The 23,562-nt window shown below is 61.8% G+C and carries 23 protein-coding genes; 10 read left to right on the forward strand and 13 right to left on the reverse strand.

The genetic code is table 11. The annotated features are described in order from the left end of the window. Positions 1 to 40: 40 nt before the first annotated feature. Genes AB0O81_RS05735 through AB0O81_RS05760 form a run of 6 tightly spaced genes read left to right on the forward strand, consistent with a single transcriptional unit; the run spans position 41 to position 3,989 of the window. Positions 41 to 1,144, forward strand: a complete 1,104-nt coding sequence (locus AB0O81_RS05735) for a ThiF family adenylyltransferase (RefSeq protein ID WP_363582145.1) — start codon at positions 41 to 43, stop codon at positions 1,142 to 1,144. Further along, positions 1,141 to 2,385 (forward strand): gephyrin-like molybdotransferase Glp, encoded by a 1,245-nt coding sequence (gene glp, locus AB0O81_RS05740; RefSeq protein ID WP_363582147.1) that lies wholly within the window; start codon positions 1,141 to 1,143, stop codon positions 2,383 to 2,385. The genes AB0O81_RS05735 and glp overlap by 4 nt, the downstream gene beginning before the upstream one ends. Further along, complete coding sequence (gene moaC / locus AB0O81_RS05745) at positions 2,382 to 2,855, forward strand: cyclic pyranopterin monophosphate synthase MoaC (protein WP_363582149.1); 474 nt, start codon at positions 2,382 to 2,384, stop codon at positions 2,853 to 2,855. Before glp ends, moaC begins: the two co-directional genes overlap by 4 nt. Continuing rightward, complete coding sequence (locus tag AB0O81_RS05750; protein ID WP_363582151.1) at positions 2,852 to 3,478, forward strand: NTP transferase domain-containing protein; 627 nt, start codon at positions 2,852 to 2,854, stop codon at positions 3,476 to 3,478. Before moaC ends, AB0O81_RS05750 begins: the two co-directional genes overlap by 4 nt. Further along, complete coding sequence (locus AB0O81_RS05755) at positions 3,475 to 3,756, forward strand: DUF6457 domain-containing protein (protein ID WP_363582153.1); 282 nt, start codon at positions 3,475 to 3,477, stop codon at positions 3,754 to 3,756. The genes AB0O81_RS05750 and AB0O81_RS05755 overlap by 4 nt, the downstream gene beginning before the upstream one ends. Further along, positions 3,756 to 3,989, forward strand: coding sequence for a MoaD/ThiS family protein (locus AB0O81_RS05760; protein WP_363582155.1), 234 nt, complete (start codon positions 3,756 to 3,758; stop codon positions 3,987 to 3,989). The genes AB0O81_RS05755 and AB0O81_RS05760 overlap by 1 nt, the downstream gene beginning before the upstream one ends. Positions 3,990 to 4,005: 16 nt before the next feature. On the opposite strand, the gene AB0O81_RS05765 is transcribed toward AB0O81_RS05760, so the two are convergent. The 7 genes from AB0O81_RS05765 to AB0O81_RS05795 all read right to left on the reverse strand — a co-directional run bounded on the left by AB0O81_RS05765 (position 4,006) and on the right by AB0O81_RS05795 (position 12,902). After that, on the reverse strand, positions 4,006 to 4,434 hold the full coding sequence (locus AB0O81_RS05765) for a molybdenum cofactor biosynthesis protein MoaE (protein WP_363582628.1): 429 nt from the start codon (positions 4,432 to 4,434) through the stop codon (positions 4,006 to 4,008). Next, the gene (locus tag AB0O81_RS05770; RefSeq protein WP_363582157.1) at positions 4,431 to 4,907 is read right to left on the reverse strand and encodes a MogA/MoaB family molybdenum cofactor biosynthesis protein; all 477 of its coding nucleotides are present in this window, start codon (positions 4,905 to 4,907) and stop codon (positions 4,431 to 4,433) included. The genes AB0O81_RS05765 and AB0O81_RS05770 overlap by 4 nt, the downstream gene beginning before the upstream one ends. 35 nt (positions 4,908 to 4,942) lie before the next feature. Further along, on the reverse strand, positions 4,943 to 6,487 hold the full coding sequence (locus tag AB0O81_RS05775; protein ID WP_363582159.1) for an SDR family oxidoreductase: 1,545 nt from the start codon (positions 6,485 to 6,487) through the stop codon (positions 4,943 to 4,945). 104 nt (positions 6,488 to 6,591) lie between these two features. Then, a complete protein-coding gene (locus AB0O81_RS05780; protein WP_363582161.1) occupies positions 6,592 to 8,922 on the reverse strand; it encodes an FdhF/YdeP family oxidoreductase in 2,331 nt (776 codons plus the stop codon). A 17-nt stretch (positions 8,923 to 8,939) separates the two neighbouring features. Then, positions 8,940 to 10,847: a helicase HerA-like domain-containing protein gene (locus AB0O81_RS05785; RefSeq protein ID WP_363582163.1), complete on the reverse strand. Its 1,908-nt coding sequence runs from the start codon at positions 10,845 to 10,847 to the stop codon at positions 8,940 to 8,942. Between the two features lie 9 nt (positions 10,848 to 10,856). Next, on the reverse strand, positions 10,857 to 11,546 hold the full coding sequence (locus AB0O81_RS05790; protein WP_363582165.1) for a phosphatase PAP2 family protein: 690 nt from the start codon (positions 11,544 to 11,546) through the stop codon (positions 10,857 to 10,859). Positions 11,547 to 11,573: 27 nt separating this feature from the next. Beyond that, positions 11,574 to 12,902 carry a multidrug effflux MFS transporter gene (locus AB0O81_RS05795; protein ID WP_363582630.1) on the reverse strand — a complete coding sequence of 443 codons (1,329 nt, stop codon included), beginning with the start codon at positions 12,900 to 12,902 and terminating at the stop codon, positions 11,574 to 11,576. A gap of 204 nt (positions 12,903 to 13,106) precedes the next feature. Here AB0O81_RS05795 and AB0O81_RS05800 point away from each other — a divergent pair, with 204 nt between their 5' ends. Genes AB0O81_RS05800 through AB0O81_RS05810 form a run of 3 tightly spaced genes read left to right on the forward strand, consistent with a single transcriptional unit; the run spans position 13,107 to position 14,967 of the window. Further along, entirely contained in the window at positions 13,107 to 13,826 is a 720-nt protein-coding gene (locus AB0O81_RS05800; protein WP_363582166.1) for a DUF3105 domain-containing protein, read from the forward strand. An 8-nt stretch (positions 13,827 to 13,834) separates the two neighbouring features. Beyond that, on the forward strand, positions 13,835 to 14,515 hold the full coding sequence (locus tag AB0O81_RS05805) for a DUF305 domain-containing protein (RefSeq protein WP_363582168.1): 681 nt from the start codon (positions 13,835 to 13,837) through the stop codon (positions 14,513 to 14,515). Positions 14,516 to 14,535: 20 nt separating this feature from the next. Next, the gene (locus tag AB0O81_RS05810) at positions 14,536 to 14,967 is read left to right on the forward strand and encodes a hypothetical protein (RefSeq protein WP_363582170.1); all 432 of its coding nucleotides are present in this window, start codon (positions 14,536 to 14,538) and stop codon (positions 14,965 to 14,967) included. Here the strand turns inward: AB0O81_RS05810 and AB0O81_RS05815 are convergent. From AB0O81_RS05815 to AB0O81_RS05830, 4 genes are all read right to left on the reverse strand, one after another. Further along, on the reverse strand, positions 14,946 to 17,384 hold the full coding sequence (locus AB0O81_RS05815; RefSeq protein ID WP_363582172.1) for an HAD-IC family P-type ATPase: 2,439 nt from the start codon (positions 17,382 to 17,384) through the stop codon (positions 14,946 to 14,948). The genes AB0O81_RS05810 and AB0O81_RS05815 overlap by 22 nt on opposite strands. Positions 17,385 to 17,466: 82 nt before the next feature. After that, positions 17,467 to 18,441: a carbohydrate ABC transporter permease gene (locus AB0O81_RS05820; RefSeq protein ID WP_363582174.1), complete on the reverse strand. Its 975-nt coding sequence runs from the start codon at positions 18,439 to 18,441 to the stop codon at positions 17,467 to 17,469. Next, a complete protein-coding gene (locus AB0O81_RS05825; RefSeq protein WP_363582176.1) occupies positions 18,438 to 19,571 on the reverse strand; it encodes a sugar ABC transporter permease in 1,134 nt (377 codons plus the stop codon). The genes AB0O81_RS05820 and AB0O81_RS05825 overlap by 4 nt, the downstream gene beginning before the upstream one ends. A 111-nt stretch (positions 19,572 to 19,682) precedes the next feature. Further along, on the reverse strand, positions 19,683 to 20,963 hold the full coding sequence (locus AB0O81_RS05830) for an extracellular solute-binding protein (protein ID WP_363582178.1): 1,281 nt from the start codon (positions 20,961 to 20,963) through the stop codon (positions 19,683 to 19,685). Between the two features lie 284 nt (positions 20,964 to 21,247). Between AB0O81_RS05830 and AB0O81_RS05835 the strand changes: the two genes are divergently transcribed. Next, positions 21,248 to 22,258 (forward strand): LacI family DNA-binding transcriptional regulator, encoded by a 1,011-nt coding sequence (locus AB0O81_RS05835; RefSeq protein ID WP_363582180.1) that lies wholly within the window; start codon positions 21,248 to 21,250, stop codon positions 22,256 to 22,258. Between the two features lie 137 nt (positions 22,259 to 22,395). Here AB0O81_RS05835 and rplL read toward each other — a convergent pair whose 3' ends face one another. Then, positions 22,396 to 22,776 (reverse strand): 50S ribosomal protein L7/L12, encoded by a 381-nt coding sequence (gene rplL, locus AB0O81_RS05840; protein ID WP_337337412.1) that lies wholly within the window; start codon positions 22,774 to 22,776, stop codon positions 22,396 to 22,398. 50 nt (positions 22,777 to 22,826) lie between these two features. Next, positions 22,827 to 23,315 (reverse strand): 50S ribosomal protein L10, encoded by a 489-nt coding sequence (gene rplJ / locus AB0O81_RS05845; RefSeq protein ID WP_337337411.1) that lies wholly within the window; start codon positions 23,313 to 23,315, stop codon positions 22,827 to 22,829. Between the last annotated feature and the right edge of the window lie 247 nt (positions 23,316 to 23,562).

Raw genomic sequence — 23,562 nt, forward strand, 5'->3', positions numbered from 1 at the left:
CGATAGCCCCTCTGCCTCGACTGAGGTTTACCCTGGGGGAATGCCCCTGCCTCCCCTCGTTGACCCCCTCGACATGCTCGATGCCGATGAGGCTGCCCGCACTGCGCGGCACGCGATTCTCGCCGGTTTCGGCGACGTCGCTCAACGCCGACTCGCTGCCGCGCATGTCGCGGTGATCGGCGCGGGCGGCATCGGGTCACCCGTCGTGCTCGCCCTTGCAGCCGCCGGCGTCGGCGAGCTCACCATCATTGACGACGACGACGTCGAAGTGTCAAACCTGCAACGGCAGATCATGCACCGTCGAAGCGACGTCGGGCATCCGAAGGTCGACTCGGCGAGGCGCGTGGCGCAAGACCTCTCACAGAGCGTTGTGCACACCGTCAGGGAGCGGGTCACCGCAGCGAATGCCTCGGCAATGCTTGCGGGCGCTCATGTGGTCATCGACGGTACCGATACCTTCGAAACGCGCGAAGTCGTCGCTGCGGCGTGCGAATCGCTCGGCACTCCCCTTGTGTGGGGGGTCGTGCAGGAGTTCCACGCGCAGGCCACCGTGTTCTGGTCATCACCGCCACCGGGAACGCCCGCGGTGCTGTTGCGCGATCTGTACCCTCCGGAATCGGTGGGCACCGTGCCGAGTTGCTCTGAAGTGGGCGTACTGGGGTCGCTGTGCATGCAGGTCGGCGCGCTCCTGGCCACCGAAGCGATCAAGCTGATCACCGGCACGGGCGAGCCGCTCCTGGGTCGAGTGGTGATCATCGACGCTCTTCGTGGTCGCAGCGACGAAGTGCCACTGCGGCCATCGACGGCGGCAGCGAACAGGCACACGCCACCGCTTCCGCTGGTGGCGCAGCTGACCCCCGTTGAGGCGCTGACTGCCCAGCAGGCCGGCGCCACAATCATCGACGTGCGCGAACCCAGCGAGACTTCCGCGGGAATCATCGCGGGTGCCACGCGGATACCGCTACAGCAGCTTTTGCAGAACCCCTCGCTTGCTGGCACCGGTGCGGTTGTCATTGTCTGCAAAGGCGGCATGCGTGCGGAACGAGCCGCGCATGCTCTTATCGCTGCGGGCCACTCGGCGAGTGTGCTCGAGGGCGGCATGGATGCGTGGTCTGTCGCGCAGCGCGAGGTTGTTCCCGCATGAGTGACGACCGCAACGATCTGATCGAGATCGCCGACCACCTCGCAACAGTGCTTGACGCCGTGCGAGTGGTTGACGCTGAGTCGGTTCCCATCGCCGACGCGTGCGGCCGCACCTTGGCCGCACCTGTTTTCGCCGCGGTTGATATTCCGGTATTCGACAACTCCGCGATGGACGGCTTTGCGGTGCGATATGAAGATGTGGCCGCAGCTTCGACAGACCATCCGGTGGCATTGAGCGTTGTCGCCGACCTTCCGGCGGGTACCGCACTTGATCCCGCAGTGGCGTCTGGCGAGGCCGCACGCATCATGACTGGCTCTCCCCTGCCGAGCGATGCAACGGCGGTCGTGCCGTTTGAAGATACTCTCGACGGACTCAGCGACTCGCTCGGTCAGATCACCGTGTTGCACGCCCCGCGGGCTGTAGGCGCTCACACGCGGCGGCGCGGCGGCGACGCCGAAGTGGGAGATGAGATTCTCGCACCGGGCATCGTGCTCGGCCCTCTCCAAGTGGGCGCGGCAGCAGCAGCGGGCGTAGCAGAAGTCACCGTTGCCCAGCGCCCCCGGGTTGCCGTAGTTTCCACCGGCAGCGAGCTGGTGCCACCCGGGGAGCCGTTGCTGCACGGACAGATTCCCGAATCAAACAGCGCACTGCTCGCTGGGCTTGTGGTTGAAGCGGGCGCCGAACTCGTATTGCGCACCACGGTGACAGATGACGGCGACGGACCGTTGCGGGCCATTGCCGAAAGCGAAGCCCTCGGCGCGGACGTCGTCGTATTCACGGGTGGCGTGAGCGCGGGTGCCTACGAAGTCGTCAAGAATACGCTCGGCGAGCAGATGACCTTCAGCAAGGTGCGCATGCAGCCGGGCAAGCCTCAAGCGTTCGGCACCTCGCCGCAGGGCACATTGCTCTTTGGGTTGCCGGGCAACCCTGTCAGTGCCGCAGTATCCTTCGAGGTCTTTGTGCGGCCCGCAATCTCAGCCATGATGGGCAGAACTTCTCTCACCCGCCACGTCATCACGCTTCCGGCGGCATCCGCATGGCGAACGCCGCCCTCGCGGGCACAGTTCTTGCCTGTCACCATTGATCGTTCGGATCCGAGTGCATGGAAGGCGGTGCCTGCCACGAGCGGCGGGTCTCACCTCGCTGGTGGGCTCGGGCGCGCCGAAGCGTACGCATTCGTTGCAGCCGATGTGCCGGCAGTGAACGCTGGCGACCCGGTCGATGTCATGCTTTTGTCATGAGCTTTACTCATTTGGATGCTGCGGGCCACGCTCGCATGGTCGATGTCACCGAAAAACAGCCGGCTGTTCGCGCTGCGACGGCACGTGGTTTCGTGCGTTGCGCCCCCGAGGTGGTCGCTGCCTTGCGCGACGGGAGCGTGCCCAAAGGAGACGTACTCGCCGTTGCCCGAATCAGCGGCATTCAAGCGGCCAAGCGCACACCTGAGCTCTTGCCACTGGCGCATGTGATCGGTGTTCACGGAGCTACCGTTGACGTCACCATTGAAGATGGCGGAGTGTCGGTGGAAGCAACTGTGCGCACCGCCGATCGCACGGGCGTCGAGATGGAAGCTCTCACGGCCGTCGCCGTTGCCGGGCTGGCCATCGTTGACATGGTGAAGGCGCTCGACAAAGGAACGTCGATCGAGAATGTCCGCATCACACACAAGACCGGCGGCAAGAGCGGCGACTGGGTGCGCCCCGGCGAATGACGCCGACGCTGGGAGCCATTTTGCTCGCGGGGGGCAGGGCATCCCGCGTGGGTGGAGCCAGCAAACCGCTGTTCGAAGTGGGCAACGAAACGCTTTTGCGCGCAACGTATTCCGCCGTCGTCGAAGCTGACGCGCGACCGATCATTGTGGCTGGTGACGTTCTAGACCACGCACTCGAGGTTCAGTGGGTTCGCGAGGATCCCCCGTTCGGCGGACCGGTGGCTGGCACAGTCGCGGCCATCGAGTCATGGTCCGATAACACAGACCCTGCGTGGGTGTTTCTGCTCGCGTGTGATCTGCCTCAGATCCACACCGCCGTCGCGCGACTGCGCGAATCGCTGCCACTGTTACCAGACGACTCAGACGGTGTGTGCCTCGGCGATCAATCATCGCGACCGCAGTGGCTGATCGGAATCTATCGCATGAGATCGTTGCGCCGCGCAGCAGCTGCGCTACCTGATCGAGGACACAACACCGCCGTCCGGTCTCTCATGCACGATCTTGCCATTACGGTGCTGGGCGCTCCTGCGGCCCTGACCGAAGACGTGGATACGTGGGAAGATCTTGCAAAGGCACGCGAGCGTGCCTGCCACTCAGTTGATCGTCGCGAGGAGCCACAATGAGCGAGCAACCCCGCACTCTCCCACCCGAAGCGTTGAGCGACTGGGCAGCCGCGCTGCGCACGCAGTTCGACCTGGCTCCCGAAGACGTGCCGATCTCGCTGATTCTCGATCTCGCGAAAGACGTTGCCGTTGGCGTAGCGCGCCCTGCGGCGCCGTTCAGTGCGTTTGTCGCGGGTCTCGTCGCGGGACGCGCGGGCGGCAACCCTGCTGACGTGGCTGCCGCTGTCGCGACGATCACGGCGTTGGCGCGCACCTGGAATACCGAGGAGACTGCCTGATGGCTCGCGTTCGATACTTCGCCGCCGCGGAAGAGCTCGCGGGGGTGAGCGAAGAGTCGCGCTCTGAGCCGACACTCGCCGCCTTGCGCGCCGCTCTCACCTCCGAGCGGCCGGGACTCGGTAGCATCCTTCCCCGGTGCGCTGTTCTGGTCGGCGGCGCACGGGTCGATGATGAGATCGCCCTCGCTGACGATGACCTCGTCGACGTACTGCCCCCATTCGCTGGCGGCTGACAGCCTGGTCTCGGCGCTACCCGCCGAGACCTTTCCACGCGGTCGTGCCGTCGCTTTCCACCTGCCGCTTCCACACCGGCAAATCTGTTTTGATCGACTCGATCACCTTGCGGCATACATCGAAGGCCTCGGCGCGGTGGGAGGACGTCACAGCGATCACGACGGCAGCGTCACCCACACTCAACCGCCCCACCCGGTGGCTCACCGCAACGAAAGCACCGGTATGAGCGATCGCATCGTCGGCGATACGGCGCAGCGTCGCCTCGGCGTCAGGGTGCGAGCTGTATTCGAGGGCAACCACGGGGGTGGTGGCATCGGGATCGTGATTTCTCACTCGCCCGACGAACGTGGTCTCGGCGCCTGCGCTGGCATCTGCGACGGCCTCGAGGTGTGCGTCGAGGTCGAGCGGCGATTCTGAGATGGATGCGAGCCGAACGGGCATCAGTGGTCTCCCCCGCTGAGCTGGTCGGCGACGTGCGTCGCCACTGACAAGACCACCGGCATGCCTGAGCGCACCGCTGCGCTCGAGCCTGGCAGGTTGACGATGAGGGTGGCGCCGACAACACCCGCGAGGCCGCGTGACAACATGGCCGCAGGCTTTTCGGCCAAACCAAGGCGGCGCAACTCTTCGACGATGCCGGGAATCTCGCGCTCGATGACCCGCGCCGTTCCTTCTGGAGTCTGATCTCGCGGCGCTATGCCCGTGCCGCCGGTCGTGACGATGAGGGCGGCCCCTGTAGCCACGATCGATCGAAGCGCCTGTTCAACGCTGTCGGCACCGTCAGGCACCACGACAGCGTCGTCGCAGTCAAAGCCACCGTCGCGCAATGCAGCAACCGCCGCCGGACCACTGGTGTCGGTGCGCTCACCTCGCGAAGACCGATCAGAGACCGTCACCACGGCCGCGCGCAAACTCATTCCTCCAGCGTAGGTCTATGCAACCGACCTCGGCCTCATTCCAGGTTTTCGGCTGAAGACGCCTCTGCTGCCGCGGTGATGCGACTGGCCATTCCTTTAAAGATGAACCCGTGAAACGGCAGCACTGCGAGCCAGTAAAGCCGCCCAGCGAGACCGTCGGGAAAGAACACCGCGCGCTGGTGGTAGATGGACCCTTCGGATGACGCGGTGGCCCGCAGCTCGAGCCAGGCCAGGCCAGGCACCTTCATCTCTGCGCGCAGCCGCAGAAACTCTCCCGACTCAATTGCCTCGACTCGCCAGAAGTCGAGCGCGTCACCGACCGATAGTCGAGCGCGGCTTCGCCGACCACGGGCCAAACCGATCCCCCCGACCAGGCGGTCCATCCAGCCTCTCACCGCCCACAGCACTGGCGATGAATACCACCCGTTGTCCCCACCAATGCCCTCAATCACCCGCCATAGCTCCTCGGATGATGCGGGCGTGGTGACCCGCTGCTCATCGACGAACACGACTCGACCTGCCCAGTCGGGGTCGCTCGGCAGGGGGTCGCTGGGCACTCCAAGAACTTCGCTGTCTTGCCAGCTCGTCTCAACGGTGTCGTCATTCACACGACCGAGCGCAAGACCGACCGCTTGACGATAAGGTGTCAGCCCGTCTGCCGGCGGTGGAATGAGGTCGTCGACATCGTGATCCTTCATCACGCACTCGTTCTGCAGCGACGCGACCAATGGCCGCGCGATCGATCGGGGAATCGGTGTGACAAGGTTCACCCAGTGAGAAGCGAGCCCCGGAGTGAACACCGGGAGGGATGCGATCGGCCGTTGTTTCAATCCCGCCTCGACGGCGTAGCCGTTCATCATCTGGCCGTACCGCAAGACATCCGGGCCGCCGACGTCGACGGCACGATTCACCTCTGATGGCACCCGCGCGGCACCAAGCAGATAGTGCAGCACGTCGCGCACCGCGATTGGCTGAATGTGGTTGCGCACCCAGCGCGGCGCGGGCATGTACGGCAGCACATCGGTGAGATGGCGCACCATCTCGAATGATGCCGAGCCAGACCCGATCACGACGCCTGCCTGCAAAACCAGAGTCGGCACGCCACTGGACAGAAAGACCTCACCGACAGCGACCCGCGAACGCAGGTGTGGCGACAGGTCGACCCCGGCAGGATGGAGGCCGCCGAGATAGACAATCCGAGAAATGGATGCGCCAGCTGCCGCGCGCGCGACGTTATGCGCCGCAGCCAGATCCGCATCTTCGAAGCCGCTGCCCGCAGCCATGGAATGCACAAGATAAAACAGCACGTCGACGTCGCTCGCTGCCTCGCGCATCGCCTCGGTGTCTTCAGCCGCTCCCTCGACAATCTCAACCTCGTTGCCCCACGAGAATGAGGCCGCGCGCTTCGCGTCGCGCGCGAGCACGCGAACGCGGTATCCCGCTGCGAGTAGCCGAGGAACGAGGCGGCCTCCGATGTAGCCAGTGGCGCCGAGCACGAGTGCCCTCGGGACGTCACCGTTCTCGCGCGGCATCGCGCGCAACGGCTCTTCGCGGCCAGTCGGTGCTGTCAGTTCACTCATGGCCTCATGTTAGGCACCGATTCACCGCCGTAGGTTCGGGCTGATGCGAACGGGAACAGTACGCTACCCTGCGCCCTGGCCAGGGTGCGCATGCTGGGAGGCATTCAGCCTCGATGCTCCAGCCTGACTATCACCGACTTCGACGTAGGCGTGCCACTCACGTCTGCGATCGAGTCAAGGGGCACCAGGACGTTCGTCTCGGGATAGTACGCGGCGGCGTTGCCGCGCGGGGTGGAGTACGCCACGATGCGGAACTCGTCGGCGCGACGCTCTTGCACGGCGCCATCGGGACCCGTCCACTCCGACACCAGATCAACAATGTCTCCGTCAACAAAACCGAGTTGCGCTATGTCGTGCGCATTTACCATCACCACTCTGCGCCCGCCGTGAATGCCTCGATAACGGTCGTCTTTGCCATAGATCGTGGTGTTGTACTGATCGTGTGACCGCAGAGTCTGAAGGAGCAGACGGCCGGGTGGTATCACCGGATACTCCAGCGTGTTCGTGGTGAAATGTGCCTTGCCATCGCTCGTGTCGAAGCGTCTCTCATCGCGCGGAGCGTTGGGCAAGAAGAAAGTGCGTCCCTTGTCAATCCGCTTCTCATAGTCTTCGAAGCCGGGAATCACTCGTGCGATGTGCTCCCGCACCCGCGCATAGTTGCTTTCAAGCGACGCCCAGTCGGCACGCGGAGCATTGGCCGGGAGTGAACTCGTCGCCGGTCGCTCCCCGAACACGTACGCGCAGATGCGCGCCACGATGGCGACTTCGCTCAGCAGTTCCTCTGACGGCGGCGCTAAGCGTCCGCGCGACGCATGAACCGCCCCCATCGAATCCTCCACCGACACCCGTTGATCGCGTCCGCTGCGTTGGTCTCTGTCTGTGCGACCGAGGGTTGGCAGAATCATCGCGCGCTTGCCGACCACCGTGTGGGAGCGGTTGAGTTTGGTCGACACCTGCACCGTCAGATCAACGGAACGCATCGCCGCCTCGGTCACGCCCGTGTCGGGTGTTGCACTGACGAAGTTGCCGCCCATACCCATGAAAAAGCGCACCTTGCGGTCACGCATCGCGCGGATGGCCTCCACCGTGTCAAAGCCATGCTTGCGAGGCGCCTCGAATCCGAACTCCCGGTCAAGCGACTCAAGAAACGTTTCTGAGGGCTTCTCATAGATGCCCATGGTGCGATCGCCCTGCACATTGGAGTGTCCGCGCACGGGGCACACTCCAGCTCCGGGTCGCCCGATATTGCCCTGCAACAGCAACACATTCACGACATCGCGCAGGGTCGCTACCGAGTGCTTGTGTTGGGTGAGGCCCATTGCCCAGCAGACGATGGTCGCCTTTGACGCGCGTACGGTCTCGCCCAATCGCCGCAACAACTCCTCGGGCAGACCCGTCGCCGCGACAAGCTCGCTCCACTCAGCATTCATCATCAAACGCCGATAAGCGTCGAGACCACTGGTGTGGGCATCAATGAACTCATGGTCAAGCACGTCGCCTGATTCAGCTTCGTACTCGAGCAGGTGTTTGCCGATCGCTTGAAAGAGAGCCTGGTCGCCGCCCAGGCGAATCTGCAAGAAGCCGTCGGCGAGCGTGGTGCCACCGAAAGCGACGCCGCGAACCGTTTGCGGGTTCTCGAACCGCATGAGCCCCGCCTCAGGCAGCGGGTTGACCGCAATGATCGTGGCCCCACGTTGCTTCGCTTTTTCAAGGGCGCTGAGCATGCGTGGATGGTTCGTGCCCGGGTTTTGCCCCGCAACGATCAGCAGATCAGCATTGTGAATGTCGTCGATCGACACTGTCCCCTTACCGATGCCGATCGTCTCAGTCAGGGCCGATCCCGATGACTCGTGACACATGTTCGAGCAGTCAGGAAGATTGTTCGTACCAAGACCTCGCACGAGAAGCTGATAGAGGAAAGCGGCCTCATTCGAGGTGCGCCCCGACGTGTAGAACACCGCGTCATTCGGGTCCTCGAGAGCGCTCAGCGCATCGCCGATATCGCGTAACGCGTCGTCCCACGAGATGGGGCGATAGTGAGTCGCACCCTCGTCAAGCACCATCGGATGAGTGATTCTGCCCTGCTGCCCGAGCCACCAGTCATCGTGAGAGTCGAGTTCTGCTACCGAGTGCTCAGCAAAAAAAGAAGGACCCACCCGCCGCAGAGTCGCTTCCTCGGCCACAGCCTTCGCCCCGTTCTCGCAGAACTCCGCGAGATGGCGCTTGTCTTCTTCGGGCCAGGCGCACCCGGGGCAATCGAAGCCATCCTTCTGATTTACCTTCAGCAGCGTCTGAACGCTGCGCCCCACTCCCATCTGGTCGTTTGCGATCTTCAGGGCGTGCAAGACCGCCGGCACGCCGACCGCAACCTTCTTGTTGGCGGTGGTGCGCAGCTTCGCTTCGTCGATGTCACGGGTGGGCGGTTTCCTCGACATATGCCAAGGGTAAGGGTTCACCGGCGCCCGGTGCCGAAGATCCCGCGGATCACTCCGTTCAGGATTGTCTGCGTGGATTTCGATCCCAGTACTTGTTCTATCGGCGACTTCTGTGTGCTGCGCGTAGTGCGTGAGGAGGTCTTCTTCAACAGACGCTCGTACTCTCGCTGCGCTTTCTTGTCAGCCGCCGCTTGAGCCTTGTCTATGGCTGCCTGTTGCTTCGCGAACTCGGCGTCTACCTTTGCCTTCTCGGCCGCGGCCGCGGCCGCGGCTTGTGCTACCGCAGCATCTGCCGCCGCCATCTTCGCGCTGAGGATCTCACGCGCCGACTCCCGGTCAATTGCAGTGCCGTACTTCGCCAGCAATGGTGACGCCTCGATCGTGGTGATGACCGCTGACTCAGGCGTCGGAGACATCAGCCCTTGCGGTGCCCGCAATCTCGTCCATGCCACGGGCGTTGGCGCGCCCTTCTCGCTCATGACGGTGACGATCGCTTCACCGGTGCCCAGCTCTTGTAGCACCCGCTCAAGGTCATAGCTTGACTTCGGGTACGTGCCCACTGAGGCGCGCAAAGCCTTGGCATCGTCAGGGGTGAACGCGCGCAACGCGTGCTGCACCCGCGAACCCAGCTGTCCGAGCACATCCGAGGGCACGTCTTTGGGAGTTTGCGTCACAAAGAAAACGCCGACACCCTTCGACCGAATCAATCGCACGGTCTGCACGATTGCCGCGATGAAGTCTTTGGATGCATCCCGAAACAGCAAATGCGCCTCATCGAAGAAGAAGACGAGCTTCGGCTTGTCGAGATCGCCGACCTCCGGCAAGGTCTCGAAGAGTTCGGCCAGCAGGTACATCAGAAAAGTTGAGAACAGCGCTGGTTTGTCGATGATGCCGGGAACTTCGAGCAGGCTGATGATGCCACGACCGTCGCTCGCCGTGCGGAGAAAATCCATCACGTCAAATTCGGGCTCGCCGAAGAAAACGTCTGCCCCGTCGTCGGCAAATGTGATCAGCTCACGCAAGATGACCCCGACTGTCGCTGGCGAGAGTCCGCCCAGCTTCTTCAACTCGGCTTTTCCTTCGTCGCCCGTCAGATAGGTGAGCACTGCGCGCAGATCCGATAGGTCGACGAGCGCGAGACCGTGCTGATCGGCATAGTGAAAAACCAATCCCAGACTCGACTCCTGAGTGTCGTTGAGCCCAAGCACCTTGCTCAATAGCAGCGGCCCGAACCCCGAAACAGTCGCGCGCACCGGCACGCCCGTTCCGACACCGCCCAGCGCAAAATACTCGGTGTGGGATGCTTCGGCTTTCCAGTTGTGGCCAATCGCTTCCGTACGGGCAAGGAGTTTCTCGCTCGGTTCGCCCGGTGTCGCGACGCCAGAAAGGTCGCCTTTAATATCAGCCGCGAACACGGGCACGCCCTGTTCCGCAAGTTGTTCTGCCAGTCCTTGCAGGGTGCGTGTCTTGCCCGTTCCCGTGGCGCCGGCGACCAGGCCGTGACGGTTCATCATGCTGAGGGGGATGCGCACCTGCGCCTCGGGCACCGCCTCCCCGTTGACCAGCGCGCCAAGATCAAGCGTGGCGGCGTCGAAGGTGTAGCCAGCGACTATGGCTGCTATCCCTGCGGCGTCGAGCGGTCCAGACGTTGTCGCTGACTCAGACTCAACAACCGTGTCCGGTGTTGGTGCCGGCACTGCCCGCTTCGGTTGCGGCGTTGCGTCTGTGTCGACTGCGCTTTCGTTCGCTGTGTTCGCTGTGTTCGCTGTGCCAGCGGCGCGCATCCGGGCTGCGGCGGCTTCCGCCTCGGCGAGCGCTGCGCGCGCTTGGGCTGCCTTCAACTCTGCCGCTGCCGCAGCTGCGTTGGCTCGCAACAGTGCGATTTCGGCTTGGGCTGCTTCGGATTCGGGAGTGGCGCTACTCATACGTTCAGCCTATGCGCGGGCCGCCAGCGTCGTCTCGGTGCGCGCTCGGGCTTCGACAGCGAGTTTTCTCACGAACAGTGCCGCGACGATCAGCGCTGCACCCCCACCCACGCATGCACCGCCGAGGGTATCGCTCAACCAATGCGCGTGAACATATGTGCGGCTGAGCGCCATCAATGCCACCCACGCCGTTCCCACGACGAAGACCCACAGCCGCGGAAAGATCACCAAGAAGGCGACCGACATGGTGGCCGCGTTCGCGACGTGCCCTGAGGGAAACGAACCGTGATCAGACAGCACGATGATCTCCTCCGGCCGAACGCGCCCGAAAAGGTGCTTGAGAATCTGCACGAAGCCCGCTGAGGCGATGAGTGCGACCAGCAAATAGAACGCTCCCCAACGATGCCCGGTGACGAGCAACGCAAGTGTCGAGCCAATCGGCACCACGAGCACGCCGAACCACCCACCGCCGACAAAATTCATGAACAGCGAGAAGCCGAGCATGAACGACGACTCCCAACTCACCACAATGGTGTTCCACCACACGTCGACAGCGAACGGATCATCGCCCAGAGAAAATGCCCAGGCTCCCAGCGCGGTGGCCGTCACCACGAGTACCAGTCCCGCCAGCACGAGCCAGAGTCGAGTGGCGTCTAGCTGCCGCCTGGCTGCCGGGTCTGCGAACGTTTCGTCGGTCATCGCCCTATTGTGCACGCGTTGTGACACTCACGGGGCAAGGCGCTCCACCGTGCGTGGCCGAACAATGAACCACAGCGAGAGCACGGCAACCACGGCGCAGCCGACCATGACCGACGCCATCGTGGTTGCTGAGATACCCGAACCGACAGCAAGCCAGCCCACAATCGGTGAGATGAGCCCCGCCACACCAAAGTTTGCCGCCCCGACGATCGACTGAGCCGTTCCCGCTGCTTTGCCGTGGCGATCAAGAGCGAGCACCTGCGCGCAAGGGAGCGTGAATCCGCAGCTGGTCATGAAGAAGAAGAGCGGGATCATGGTGCCCCAGATACCGAGGCCCAGGGAGTCCGCCACGATTATCGCAGTGCCGGTGAATGCGAGAGCGCCCGTCGAGAACGCCAGCACCCACTGAGGGCCGAAGCGGGCGGCCAGGCGAGATCCGATCTGCACGCCGACGACGACGCCTACGGAGTTGACCGCGAAGAGCACCCCGTATTGCTGTGCGTCGAACGCGTACTCCTGCTGGAACAGGAAGGGCGAGGCAGAGAGGTAAGAGAACAAGCCGCTGAATGTCATCGCGCCAATGATCAGCACGCCAACGAACACGCGGTCGCTGAAGACACTTCTGTAACGCTGCCAGACCGTGGTCGAGCCCATTTCGTGACGCCGCTCGCGCGGCAGCGTTTCAGGAATGAACAGCGCCGCTGAAATCAACATCACCGTGCTGTACGCAGCGAGCACGAGAAAGATTCCCCGCCACGGCATGACAAGCAACAGCGCCGACCCCAGCAGCGGAGCGAGAACCGGCGCAACGCCAGACACCAGCGCCATGCGCGAGAGCATCACCACCAGTCGCTTGCCCCCGAACAGGTCACGTATCACGGCTGCCGCGACGACACCGCCCGCCGCAGCGCCAGCTCCCATAAGCACTCGTGCGACCGTCAGCAGCTCAAGCGTCGGGGCAAGGGCCGCGGCGACACTTGCGACAACGTGAAGGGCGGTCACCGCGATCAGTGGGACACGGCGCCCGACCTTGTCACTGAGTGGGCCGACAACCAGCTGACCCAACGCGAACCCGATCATGGTGCCTGTCAGCGTGAGCTGAATCGCGGCCGCAGTGGTATGAAAATCCTCTTCCAGCACGGGGAATGCCGGCAGATAAAGATCGATTGTGAACGGGCCCAGCGCCGTCAGCGCGCCCAACAGAATGATGTAGAGAACCCGGCGCCGAGTTGAAATCGAGTCGCCCGGATGCAGCACGATGGGCGCTGTAGCTGGGTTCGGCCCGAGGGCGCGGATCGCATCGGTGTGAGTCGCGGGTGTGCGCCGACCGTCGAGGGAAGTTGCTTGGGTAGGAATTGACGCGGTGTCGAGCAAAAGTAATCTACGTTTCGAAGGAGAAGAGAGGTCAGAAAACGAGGAAAGTCGAATCGATTCGACTCATCCATGCTAACCGACGAGAATCTCAACGGCTCCCAGCCGACACCATGTTTAGCCCGCATAGGATGGCTCTGTCCCGACCCCGCCCGCACTTTCCGCGGGCCCAACGAGCCGAGATCACCCATGAGTTCGAAGTCCTCTTCGTCGCCCAATAAACGTCAAAGCGGCAACCCTGCAAAGCAGGCTGACATCAATTTGTCAGTCAAGCAGCAGCGAGAAGCGAAGCGCCAAGAGAAGCTGGCCGAGTATCAGCGCCAAATGGCCAAGCGCAAGCGAAGCAAGCTGGTCTGGTGGATCGTCGGAGCGACGGGGGCGCTTGCTGTCGTCGCTCTCGTCGCAGCATCCGTCGTGTTTGCACCCGACCCCCCTCAAAGCTATGAAGCAGGCAGTGAGGGCGTTGAAATCGCCGGCGTCGAGGAGTTCGCCCATACGACCACACACGTGGAGGGCATCGTGGACTACGACCAGTCGCCGCCCGCCGGCGGTGAACACAACTCGATCTGGTTGAACTGCGGCGTATACAGCGAAGCGGTGCCCAATGAGAACGCGGTGCACTCGATGGAGCATGGCGCCGTCTGGGTAACCTACGACCCCGACGTCATCTCGGGTGACGATCTCGAGTCTCTCAAAGCGGAACTTCCGTCGTCATACGCCATTCTCTCGCCCTACCCGGGCATCGATTCGCCGATTGCGGTCTCGGGCTGGAATCACCAGCTCAAGGTCGACTCGGTCGACGACGAGCGCATTGGCGAGTTCTTCGAGGAGTACTGGCGCAGTCAGAACGTGCCCGAGCCCACCGCCGTGTGTGCGGGTGGACTCGATGCTCCCGGCAAAGAAAGCTAGAGATACGGGTGAGCGCCGACGAGCCCGTTTCGCCAGCGTCGCGCTGGCGATGGTGGATGATCACGCTCGCTGTGCTCGGCATCATGGGTCTGGCCTTCGCCATCGGTAGATTTTCTACTTTCGGCGCAAACAGTGTTGGCGCGCATCCAACCTCGTCGTCCGCTGAAGCAGGCTTCTCGCGCGATATGCAGGTTCACCATGCACAAGCCATTGAGATGGCCATGGAGATCTACCGCAAGACTGACGACGATGAACTGCGAGTTCTGGCCTACGACATCGCTACCGGCCAAGCCGGGCAGCGCGGTGAAATGTTCGATTGGCTTGTGCAGTGGGGGCTACCCCAGGGCGGCGGGTCAATGATGGCGTGGATGGCGGCCTCCGAAGCTGGCCATGACCACGGGGTTCCGGCAGACGAGCCGCTCACCGATGCGGAGGCCGAGGCCGTTATGGGTATGGCATCGACCGTGGAACTCACCGCGCTTTCGGCTGCTACCGGTCTTGAGGCTGACTGTCTGTTTCTCGAGTTGATGATTCGACACCACGAAGGCGCCATTCCCATGGCCGATGCGGTGGTGGAGCTTGGTTCCGATGCTCGCGTACTCGAAGTAGCCGGTTCGATCATCGCTGGCCAAACCGCCGAGATCGACGCGATGGAGTCCATTCAGACTCGCATCGGCTGCACGAGCTAGCCCGCCGATAGGGTGGTGGCGTGACACTCGACGATTCCGGCCCTGTCCGAAGCGCGCACCGCCCCGCCGTCGTAACGATCAGCGTCGTCCTGATCTACGTCAGTGCGCTGGTGAACATTGCGCTCGGCATCCTGATCTTGCTCAGCCGCTACGAGTTGGCTCAGGGAGACAGGCTGGGGATTTCCCTGCTCGGTTCCGCGGGCATTCTGTTCGGGTTGCTTATCCTCGCCGTTGCTTCAGGGGTATCGCGAGGAAGCAACCTCTCACGAGTCCTCACAACCGTCTACTTCGGCGCTCTGATGGTGTTGAATATCGTGGCGATCGCAGCTACTGACGATTGGGATTGGTCGTTGGTTGTTCAGACCGTTGCCCAAGCGTTCATCCTGGTGTCGCTATGGGCACTGCCAAGATCTCGTCAGTTCTTTCGTTCTCACGTCGCAGCATCCGTCTGACGAAGCGATGCCGCGACGTATCGACGGTGAATGAACCGCACAATCTCAATACCCGCGATTGACAGCACGGTGACCGCAACGACAAGCCAAGCGGCTTGTTCACCGGGGTCGACAAGCTCGAAGAACTCTGTCGCGAGTGGAATAGTGAAGACCCCGACCAGCCCAATGAACATCGCACCGATGACAAGTGTTTTGAATCGAGTGATTGGCCTCGACAGAACAGTGAGCACCCAAATACCCACAACGGCAAGGATGATCGTCGCACCGGTACGAAGCTGAGCTTCGGGAACTTCGAGCCTGGTCGCAGCCACGGTGTAAAAAGTCAGACCGGCAGCGATAATTGCGCCGGCTGGGATGGCAAAGGTGAGCGATCGCTTGAGGAAACCCGGCACGTAGCGCTGAGTGTTCGACATCAACGCTAGGAAGAAAGCCGGAATGCCGATCGTCAAACCATCAGTGATCGACAGCTGCCGCGGCAAGAACGGAAACTCGAGAACGAGTAGCCCAAACAGTAGCGCGAGTCCCGTCGCATAAGCGGTCTTCGTCAAAAAGAGCATCGACACGCGTTCGATGTTCGCAATCACTTGACGGCCTTCTGCGACGACGTCGGGCAGATGGGAGAACTGGCCGTCAAGCAGTACCAGCCGAGCCACAGCCTTCGTTGCGGCCGCGCCCGAGTTCATGGCGATACCGATATCAGCGGTTTTGATGGCCAGCGCGTCGTTGACGCCGTCACCCGTCATTGCGACAACGTGCCCACGGCTTTGGAGCGCGACGACCATGCGCTTCTTTTGTTCAGGCGTCACCCTGCCAAACACCTGGTGCCGGGCCAGCACGTCGGCCAGATCGGCATCATCCTCGGGAAGGGCGCGCGCGTCATACCCTTCGTGCACTTCAACTCCCACTTCGCGCGCGATCGCTGCCACGGTGCGCGGATTATCACCCGAGATCACACGGATACCGACTCCTTGCTCCCGAAAGTACTCAAGCGTCCGTGCGGCGTCCGCGCGCACCTGCTCACGAAACGTGACGACGGCGGCGCTCTCAAGCCCCATGGGCAACGACTCGGCCTCGACATCGGCAGCACCCATTACTACGGGCGAGAAGGCAAGAACGAGCGTGCGTCGGCCCGTCGAAGCCAGCTCGGTGACGACCGCGCCCAACGGCGTCATTGGATCGGATGCTAGGTCGCCAAAGATCATCTCGGGCGCGCCGAACACCCATGTTCCCACTGGGCCATCAGCGAACGAAACTGCGCTCCACTTTCGCGCCGAAGAGAAAGGCACATAGGCAACGGCGTCAAGCCGCTGGGCAAGAGGGAAAGGATCGCGAAGACACTTGGCTGTGGCGTTCGCGTCGGGGGTAGTACCGAACCAGGCCAGGGCGGAGGTGGCGCCATGCCCAGCGTCCGGTAGCTCATGCACCGCATCAAATGCGATCTCTCCGGCAGTGAGTGTTCCCGTCTTGTCAAGACAGATCACATCAACCCGAGCGAGTCCTTCCACCGCTGGAAGCTCATTTACCAAGACCTGCTTGGCCGCCAGCCGCGATGCGCCCACCGCAAAAGCGATTGAGGTCATCAGCACGAGGCCAAGAGGGATCATTGCTGTGAGGGAAGCGATTGTGTTCACCACCGCCTGCACCCAGTCGCCGCTTTCCCACGCTTTGATCCACCCTCCCGCAACCATCATTTGCGCGTTGAGCACAAGCAACCCCATGGGACCAATGATCCAGCTCATCCATGTCAGCACACGATTGATGGAATTGCGCAGCTCTGACGATACGAGCGAGAAGCGTTTAGCTTCGCCGGCAAACTTGTTCGCGTACGAATCTGCGCCGACCCGGTTGACTTGTGCGTCGCCCTCGCCTGCCACAACGATCGAGCCTGATAGGGCTTCGTCGCCGGGATGTTTGTCGACCGCGTCGGACTCGCCGGTGAGCATCGACTCGTCAATCTGCAGCGCTCGTGTCGTGACGATGACAGCATCTGCAGGAACCTGATCTCCCGCGCGCAGGACGAGGATGTCGTCCAACACCACCTCGCCCGGAACGAGCTCCAGTTCTTCGCGCTCGCGACGGACCCGCGCGCGCGGTGCGTTGAGTAGCGCCAGTTTGTCGAGCGCTGATTTCGCGCGAAACTCCTGTACGCAGCCGATAATCGAGTTTGCAAATGCGGCGAGCCCGAACAGGGCATCTTGCCAGCGCCCCAGCACAAACAGGATGAAAAAGCACGCGAAAACTATGCCGTTGAAGAGCGTGAAGACATTCGCACGAACGATGTTCCATGCGCTCCGACTTGAGTCAGCGGTGAATGCATTTATCAGGCCTGCAGAAGTTCGTTCGGCAACGTCGCTGGCGGAAAGCCCGACGGCCGGGTCGATCAGCGTCATCGGTGAGGCATGAGTGGGAGCATCCATGGCTCGAGGTTAGCGACTATCTGAGGTCGCCTGACGCAGCGTGACGCACGGTCTGCCGTGCACCACGCTGCGTCAACCGGCGTCAGCCCTTGGTAGAGCCCGCGAGAAGACCTCGCACGAAATACCGTTGGAGCGAGAAGAAAACAATCAGCGGGACGACAATCGACACGAACGCGCCAGCCGTCAGCAATTGCCATTCGTTGCCTCGTGTGCCCGTGATTTCAGCGAGCAGCTTCGTAATTGGCGCGACCGGACCATCGGCGAAGATCAGCGCGACCAACAGATCGTTCCACACCCACAGGAACTGGAAGATCGCGAATGATGCGATCGCCGGCATGGTGAGCGGCAGCACGATTCGATAGAAGATCTGACCACGCGTCGCGCCGTCGACCCGAGCAGCCTCGATGATGTCTGCCGGAATCTGAGACATGAAGTTGTGCAGCAGATAGATCGCCAGTGGCAACGCGAACATCGAGTGTGCAATCCACACCTGCGCGTAGCCGCCTGAGACACCTAGTGGCCCCGTGATCTGCACACCCAAAATGTTGATTCCGCGAGAGAACGAGCTCAGGAGCGGGATCAATGCCATCTGGATCGGCACGATTTGAAGAGCGAACACGAAGATGAACAGTGAGTCGCGGCCCTTGAAGTCGATCCACGAGAACGCATACGCGGCGAAACACGCGATCGCCAACGGCACGATCGTCGCCGGGATGGTGATGGCGATCGAGTTGACGAACGCGCCAGCCATAGTCAACTGTGAGTTGCCAGCCTGTAGCACCTGCACGTAGTTGTCGATCGTCACTTCCGGGTCGGCGAAGAACGTCCACCAGCCGGTCGTCTTGATCTGCGCCTCTGGGCGGAACGACGACACCAGCAGACCGAAGGTCGGTATGGTCCACAGCAATGCGATGACGATCGATGCGGCCGACGCCCACGGGTTCGAAAGCGCCTTCTTGGTTCGACTCCAGATGCTCTCAGAGCGAGCTGCACCTCGCGCAAGCTCTTCTTTGGTCTCGTCATCGACGGGAAGGTCGATTGGCATTACCCCGCTCATCGGATCTCCTTCTGCAGGCGGATCTGTCGTGCGTTATAGATCACGATCGGTAAGACCAGCACGAACAAAATCACGGCAAACGCCGCTGATCGGCCAGCTTCGAACTTCGTAAACTGGGTGTACATCTCGTTCGCGATCACCGACGTGTCAAAGTTTCCACCCGTCATGGTCCGAACAATGTCGAAAACCTTCAATGACGCAATCGAGATCGTTGTCAGGACCACGATGATCGCAGGGCGGATCGCAGGAACGGTCACGTTCCAAAACGACTGCCATGCGTTCGTGCCGTCAAGTTCGGCAGCCTCAAGCTGCTCGGTGGGCACGCCCTTGATCGCGGCCGACAAGATGACCATTGCGAAACCAGTTTGCACCCAGATCAGCACGACAATCAGGAACAGCGTGTTCCAGGGCGCTACCAAAAGCCACTGTTGCGGCTCCCCGCCAAACCAGACGACGATCTGATTCAGTAGACCGATCTGTTCGAACTCGGCCGCGCGATACTCGTACACGAATTTCCAGATGATGCTGGCGCCCACAAATGAGATCGCCATCGGCATGAAGACGAGCACCTTGTAGATCTTCTCGCCACGCGTCTTGTCGATGAACACGGCATATGCCAGGCCCACCGCCGTCGACACCGCGGGTGCGATCAGTACCCACACGATGGTGTTCGCTACGGTGCGAATCCCGTCGGGTTGGGTGAACACCCATACGAAGTTGTCGAGACCGATGAACTCTTTGCCCGAGGAGTTCATGAAAGCTGCGACGAATGTCTGAATGGACGGGATGATGAGCCCGATCAGCAATAGCAACGCTGCCGGGGTCAAGAAGGCGATGAGCTGAATCAGGTAGCCCCTGCCCTGTCGGGCGCGATAGTCGAGCAGAAACAGAACGGCGCCGACGACCGCAGCGGCCGCGGCCGCCCACCATGCCGAGTTGAAGGCGACGAATAGCGCAACAGGGATCAGAACGCACATCGCGAGGCGAATCCAGGTGTACATCTTCCCGGAGCGTGGCGCAATATCGATGAAAAAGAGGATGAGCGCCACCACCGCAAGGAACGCCACCACCACCAGGATTGCCTGGACTACCGGGGGGAAGGTACCCACCCACGTAAAGAAAGCGGTCATGTCGCTCCTTTCGAGTGCGACGACGGACTCAAGACACGAATCCGAGACAAATGAGTCACTGCGTGAGCAGAACGAGCCGCCCCGCGAGTGCGGGGCGGCTCGTGAGCGTTGCTAGCTTGGCCAGCCCGACTCGATCTGCTCGGTGACCTCGTTCACTGGCGTACCGCTGATCCACGAGACCATTCCCTTCCAGAACGTTCCGGCACCGACAGCACCCGGCATCAGGTCCGAAGCGTCGAAGCGGAAGGTCGTGTTGGGGTCCTGCAGAATCTCGATCGCCTGCGACAGAATTCCTGAGGATGCGCTCGAAGAGTCAAGCCCCGTGTTCGCCGAAATCACGCCACCAAGCGCAACTCGGTTGTTTGCCCACTCGGGGCTCGAGAGGAACTCGAGCACCTGCACGGTGTCGGCGTCAGAGTTGAACGCGCCGACGATCTCGCCACCACCGGTGACAGCAGAGGCACCAGCCTCGACACCCGGCATGATGAACGCCCAGACGTCTCCGTCTTCAGCCACTGTTCCACCGGCATCCTCGATGAATCCCGAGTAGAACGAAGCCTGGTGGTGCAGCGCGCAATCGCCTGAGACGAGTGCGCCTGCGGGGTCGCCGAACTCGGTTGAGTTGATCGACTGAACGTCGCCGAAGCCCGCGTTGACGAGGTCTTCGTTGAGCAGGATCTCGCCAGCTGAGTTGAACGCGTCCACGATAGGTGCGTCCGTGAACGTAACCTCATTCGCTACCCACTGGTCGTAGACCTCAGGGCCAGACTCTCGCAGCACGTAGTCTTCGATCCAGTCGGTTCCGGGCCAGCCCGTGGCATCGCCGGAGCCGAAGCCGACGCACCAAGGTGAGGTGCCGGTCTCTTCTTGAATGGTGTTGGTCAACGCCATCATCTCGTCAAGAGTTTCTGGCACGGTCACACCCCATTCCTCGAACTTCGCGGGCTGATACCAAATGAAACCCTTGACGCTCGCCATCAGCGGTGCGCCGTAAAGTGTGCCATCGACGGTGCCGTAAGTAGCCCAGTCTTCGGTCCAGTAGTCCTCGACGTTCGCGACAACTTCTTCAGGAGCGGGCGCCAGATAGTCACGACTGGCCAGGTCAGCAAGAAGGCCCGGTTGGGGGAAGATTGCAATGTCGGGCGGGTTTCCGCCCTGTGCGCGAATTCCGATCTGCGATTCAAACTCTTTGGAGGCTTCGTACTGGATCGTGATCCCAGACTCCGTCTCAAAGTCAGCCCAAGATTCCTCGAGCAGCTCGGCTTCAGTGTCAGAAATGGTGCCGTAGACCGTGACGGTGTTGTCGCTCTCGGCCGCGTCTGAATCGCCTCCGTCCGCGCTGCAACCGGTTATCGCAAGACCCACGACCCCTGCCAGGGCGATGGGTACCATCACACGACTCCGCTGTGATCTCACCATGTGTTTTCTCTCCTCGTTGAGTGCGTGGGCGACATAGCCCGACCAACACGTGTTTCACGGCATCCTCGGGAACCGCTTCCAGCCCAAGCTACCTTGCTACCAGTCCGCACACAACGCAACTGATTGTTACAACTCGATAACTCAATGAATTTGTGCACACGTGCGACGCGCGATCCGAATGGAACCGGTTGCTGACGATCGTGCGCTCAGGTACGGTTTACGCAATCCCCTCCACCTTCAATGACGAAAGCCCACGGATGAGCGGTATTGCCGATGTTGCCTTGCGCGCGGGTGTGTCTAAATCGACCGCGAGCCGCGCACTGAGTGGTGCTGGCCATACCTCAGAGCGCACCCGCGCCCGAGTACTGGCGGCAGCCAATGAGCTTGGCTATGTTCCATCCACCAACGCTGTAAGTCTCGCGACCGGGCGCACGCGCAACATCGGTGTGGTGATGCCTTGTGTTAATCGATGGTTCTTCGCCGAAGTGCTTGAGGGCATTCAAGCGACTTTGCTCGCAAGTGGGTACGATCTCACGCTCTACGACGCCAAACCAGGTTCACCCGCACGAGCGCGGGTCTTCGCTGAGTTCCTCGCGCGCAAGAGGTTCGACGGGCTCATCGCGGTCGGCGTTGAGCCCATCGACGATGAAATCGGCCAGTTGAAGTCCATAGGAAGACCGATCGTGAACATTGTCGGAGCCCACGATCAACCCGGCGTGGTCGGAATCGATGATGTCCGCGCCGCGAAGCGCGCAACCGAGCATCTGCTGGGATTGGGGCATCGCGACATCGTGTTCTTGGGGGCCGGAGACGCGGACGTATGGGCCAACGTCGACCGATTGCGACTGGAGGGCTACCAAGCTGCAATGAGCGACGCTGGCCTCACATCAGCTGCCCGGCACGTGCCCTCGCCAGTCACATTGCCCGGTGGCTATGCGGCAGCAGTTGATCTTCTCAGCGATGACGGCCGCCCCACAGCAATACTCGCGGTGTGCGATGAGGTAGCGATTGGCACACTCACCGCCGCACGGCGACTCGGCATCGCCGTTCCCGCGTCGCTGAGTGTTGTGGGCATCGACGATCACGAGTTCGCTGAGATGTTTGCGCTAACCACCCTGAAACAGGAACCGCGGGAGCAAGGCGCACTCGCCGCGCGCGTCTTGCTCGATACCTTGCAGCACCCAGACAGCCCGACCCTCATCGAACCGATGCCTGCGCGATTGATCGTGCGCAACTCAACGGCGTCGTTGGATCCTTCACAGAACTGACACACGCTCACGCCGACAGCAGTCTTGAAGAATGCTTGAAGCCCCGGATGCCTAAGCATCCGGGGCTTCAAAAGATAACCCGATCGAACCAGCCGATCTGAGCGTTCAGCGGACGATCATAGATCGTCCGCCTCGGCTCACTTGAGGGTTACGGTCGCGCCAGCGGCCTCAAGTACTTCCTTCGCCTTGTCGGCAGCTTCCTTGCTTGCGCCCTCGAGCACAGCCTTGGGAGCACCGTCGACAACAGCCTTGGCCTCGCCGAGACCGAGCGAGGTGAGCTCGCGAACGGCCTTGATGACCTGGATCTTCTTGTCGCCTGCAGCCTCGAGGACGACGTCGAAGGAGTCCTTCTCCTCGACCTCTTCAGCAGCGCCTGCGCCACCGGCGCCAGCAACGGCGACGGGAGCAGCAGCGGTGACGTCAAACTTCTCTTCGAATGCCTTCACGAACTCGCTGAGTTCAACGAGGGTCAGGTCGGCGAACTGCGACAGCAGTTCCTCAGTGGTGAGCTTCGCCATGATGTATCTCCTAGATAAATGGGGGTTTGTGTTGAGAAAAAGCCAGACGCTTACGCGGCGTCGGCAGTCTCGAGCTTCTCGCGAAGAGCATCGATGGTGGCCGCAGCCTTGCCCATCGTGGCCTTCATCATGCCCGCAGCCTTCGCAAGCAGAACCTCACGGCTCTCGAGCGAGGCGTACTTGTTGATCTCGTCGGCGCTCAGGAGGTTTCCCTCGAAGACACCGCCCTTGATCACGAGATGCGGGTTGGCCTTGGCAAAGTCACGCATAGCCTTCGCGGTGGCGACGAAGTCACCGTGCACGAATGCGATAGCTGACGGCCCCTTGAGGTCGTCATCCAGACCAGAAACACCAGCGTTGTTCGCGGCGATCTTGGTCAGCGTGTTCTTCACCACGGCGTATTCCGCGTCCTGACGGATGCTGTTGCGCAGCTCCTTGAGCTGTGCAACCGTCAGACCGCGGTACTCGGTAAGCAGGACGGCGTTCGAGCTCTCGAAGTTCTTCGTGAGCTCGGCAACCGATGCATCCTTCTGCGCCATGGTCACTCCTTGTGTGTATGAGACGCTCCGCGGCGGCGGGGCATCAGCTTCGGCATCCGATCATTCGATTTCTACCCCGACATCAAAAAAGCTCCGGCGCAAGCGCACGGAGCTGGATTCTCGAAGAGATTCATTCGTACACCTGCGCGGGCCCCTGCAATGCAGTGTTTCAATCTTCGTTCGCTTGCGCGCACGTTGATGACCAGCGGTCTTTGGCTAACGTCAAGACTAAGCGATCAAGCACTCT

The sequence above is a fragment of the Microbacterium sp. NPDC076911 genome, from assembly GCF_040687125.1.
In the GTDB taxonomy this organism is placed as follows: domain Bacteria; phylum Actinomycetota; class Actinomycetes; order Actinomycetales; family Microbacteriaceae; genus Microbacterium.

What these genes read in the sequence shown, in the direction of transcription:
- AB0O81_RS05735 (WP_363582145.1), top strand. Translation starts at nt 41, where the DNA reads ATGCCCCTGCCTCCCCTCGTTGACCCCCTCGACATGCTCGATGCCGAT.
- glp (WP_363582147.1), top strand. Translation starts at nt 1,141, where the DNA reads ATGAGTGACGACCGCAACGATCTGATCGAGATCGCCGACCACCTCGCA.
- moaC (WP_363582149.1), top strand. Translation starts at nt 2,382, where the DNA reads ATGAGCTTTACTCATTTGGATGCTGCGGGCCACGCTCGCATGGTCGAT.
- AB0O81_RS05750 (WP_363582151.1), top strand. Translation starts at nt 2,852, where the DNA reads ATGACGCCGACGCTGGGAGCCATTTTGCTCGCGGGGGGCAGGGCATCC.
- AB0O81_RS05755 (WP_363582153.1), top strand. Translation starts at nt 3,475, where the DNA reads ATGAGCGAGCAACCCCGCACTCTCCCACCCGAAGCGTTGAGCGACTGG.
- AB0O81_RS05760 (WP_363582155.1), top strand. Translation starts at nt 3,756, where the DNA reads ATGGCTCGCGTTCGATACTTCGCCGCCGCGGAAGAGCTCGCGGGGGTG.
- AB0O81_RS05770 (WP_363582157.1), bottom strand. Translation starts at nt 4,907, where the DNA reads ATGAGTTTGCGCGCGGCCGTGGTGACGGTCTCTGATCGGTCTTCGCGA.
- AB0O81_RS05775 (WP_363582159.1), bottom strand. Translation starts at nt 6,487, where the DNA reads ATGAGTGAACTGACAGCACCGACTGGCCGCGAAGAGCCGTTGCGCGCG.
- AB0O81_RS05780 (WP_363582161.1), bottom strand. Translation starts at nt 8,922, where the DNA reads ATGTCGAGGAAACCGCCCACCCGTGACATCGACGAAGCGAAGCTGCGC.
- AB0O81_RS05785 (WP_363582163.1), bottom strand. Translation starts at nt 10,847, where the DNA reads ATGAGTAGCGCCACTCCCGAATCCGAAGCAGCCCAAGCCGAAATCGCA.
- AB0O81_RS05790 (WP_363582165.1), bottom strand. Translation starts at nt 11,546, where the DNA reads ATGACCGACGAAACGTTCGCAGACCCGGCAGCCAGGCGGCAGCTAGAC.
- AB0O81_RS05800 (WP_363582166.1), top strand. Translation starts at nt 13,107, where the DNA reads ATGAGTTCGAAGTCCTCTTCGTCGCCCAATAAACGTCAAAGCGGCAAC.
- AB0O81_RS05815 (WP_363582172.1), bottom strand. Translation starts at nt 17,384, where the DNA reads ATGGATGCTCCCACTCATGCCTCACCGATGACGCTGATCGACCCGGCC.
- AB0O81_RS05820 (WP_363582174.1), bottom strand. Translation starts at nt 18,441, where the DNA reads ATGAGCGGGGTAATGCCAATCGACCTTCCCGTCGATGACGAGACCAAA.
- AB0O81_RS05825 (WP_363582176.1), bottom strand. Translation starts at nt 19,571, where the DNA reads ATGACCGCTTTCTTTACGTGGGTGGGTACCTTCCCCCCGGTAGTCCAG.
- AB0O81_RS05830 (WP_363582178.1), bottom strand. Translation starts at nt 20,963, where the DNA reads ATGGTACCCATCGCCCTGGCAGGGGTCGTGGGTCTTGCGATAACCGGT.
- AB0O81_RS05835 (WP_363582180.1), top strand. Translation starts at nt 21,248, where the DNA reads ATGAGCGGTATTGCCGATGTTGCCTTGCGCGCGGGTGTGTCTAAATCG.
- rplL (WP_337337412.1), bottom strand. Translation starts at nt 22,776, where the DNA reads ATGGCGAAGCTCACCACTGAGGAACTGCTGTCGCAGTTCGCCGACCTG.
- rplJ (WP_337337411.1), bottom strand. Translation starts at nt 23,315, where the DNA reads ATGGCGCAGAAGGATGCATCGGTTGCCGAGCTCACGAAGAACTTCGAG.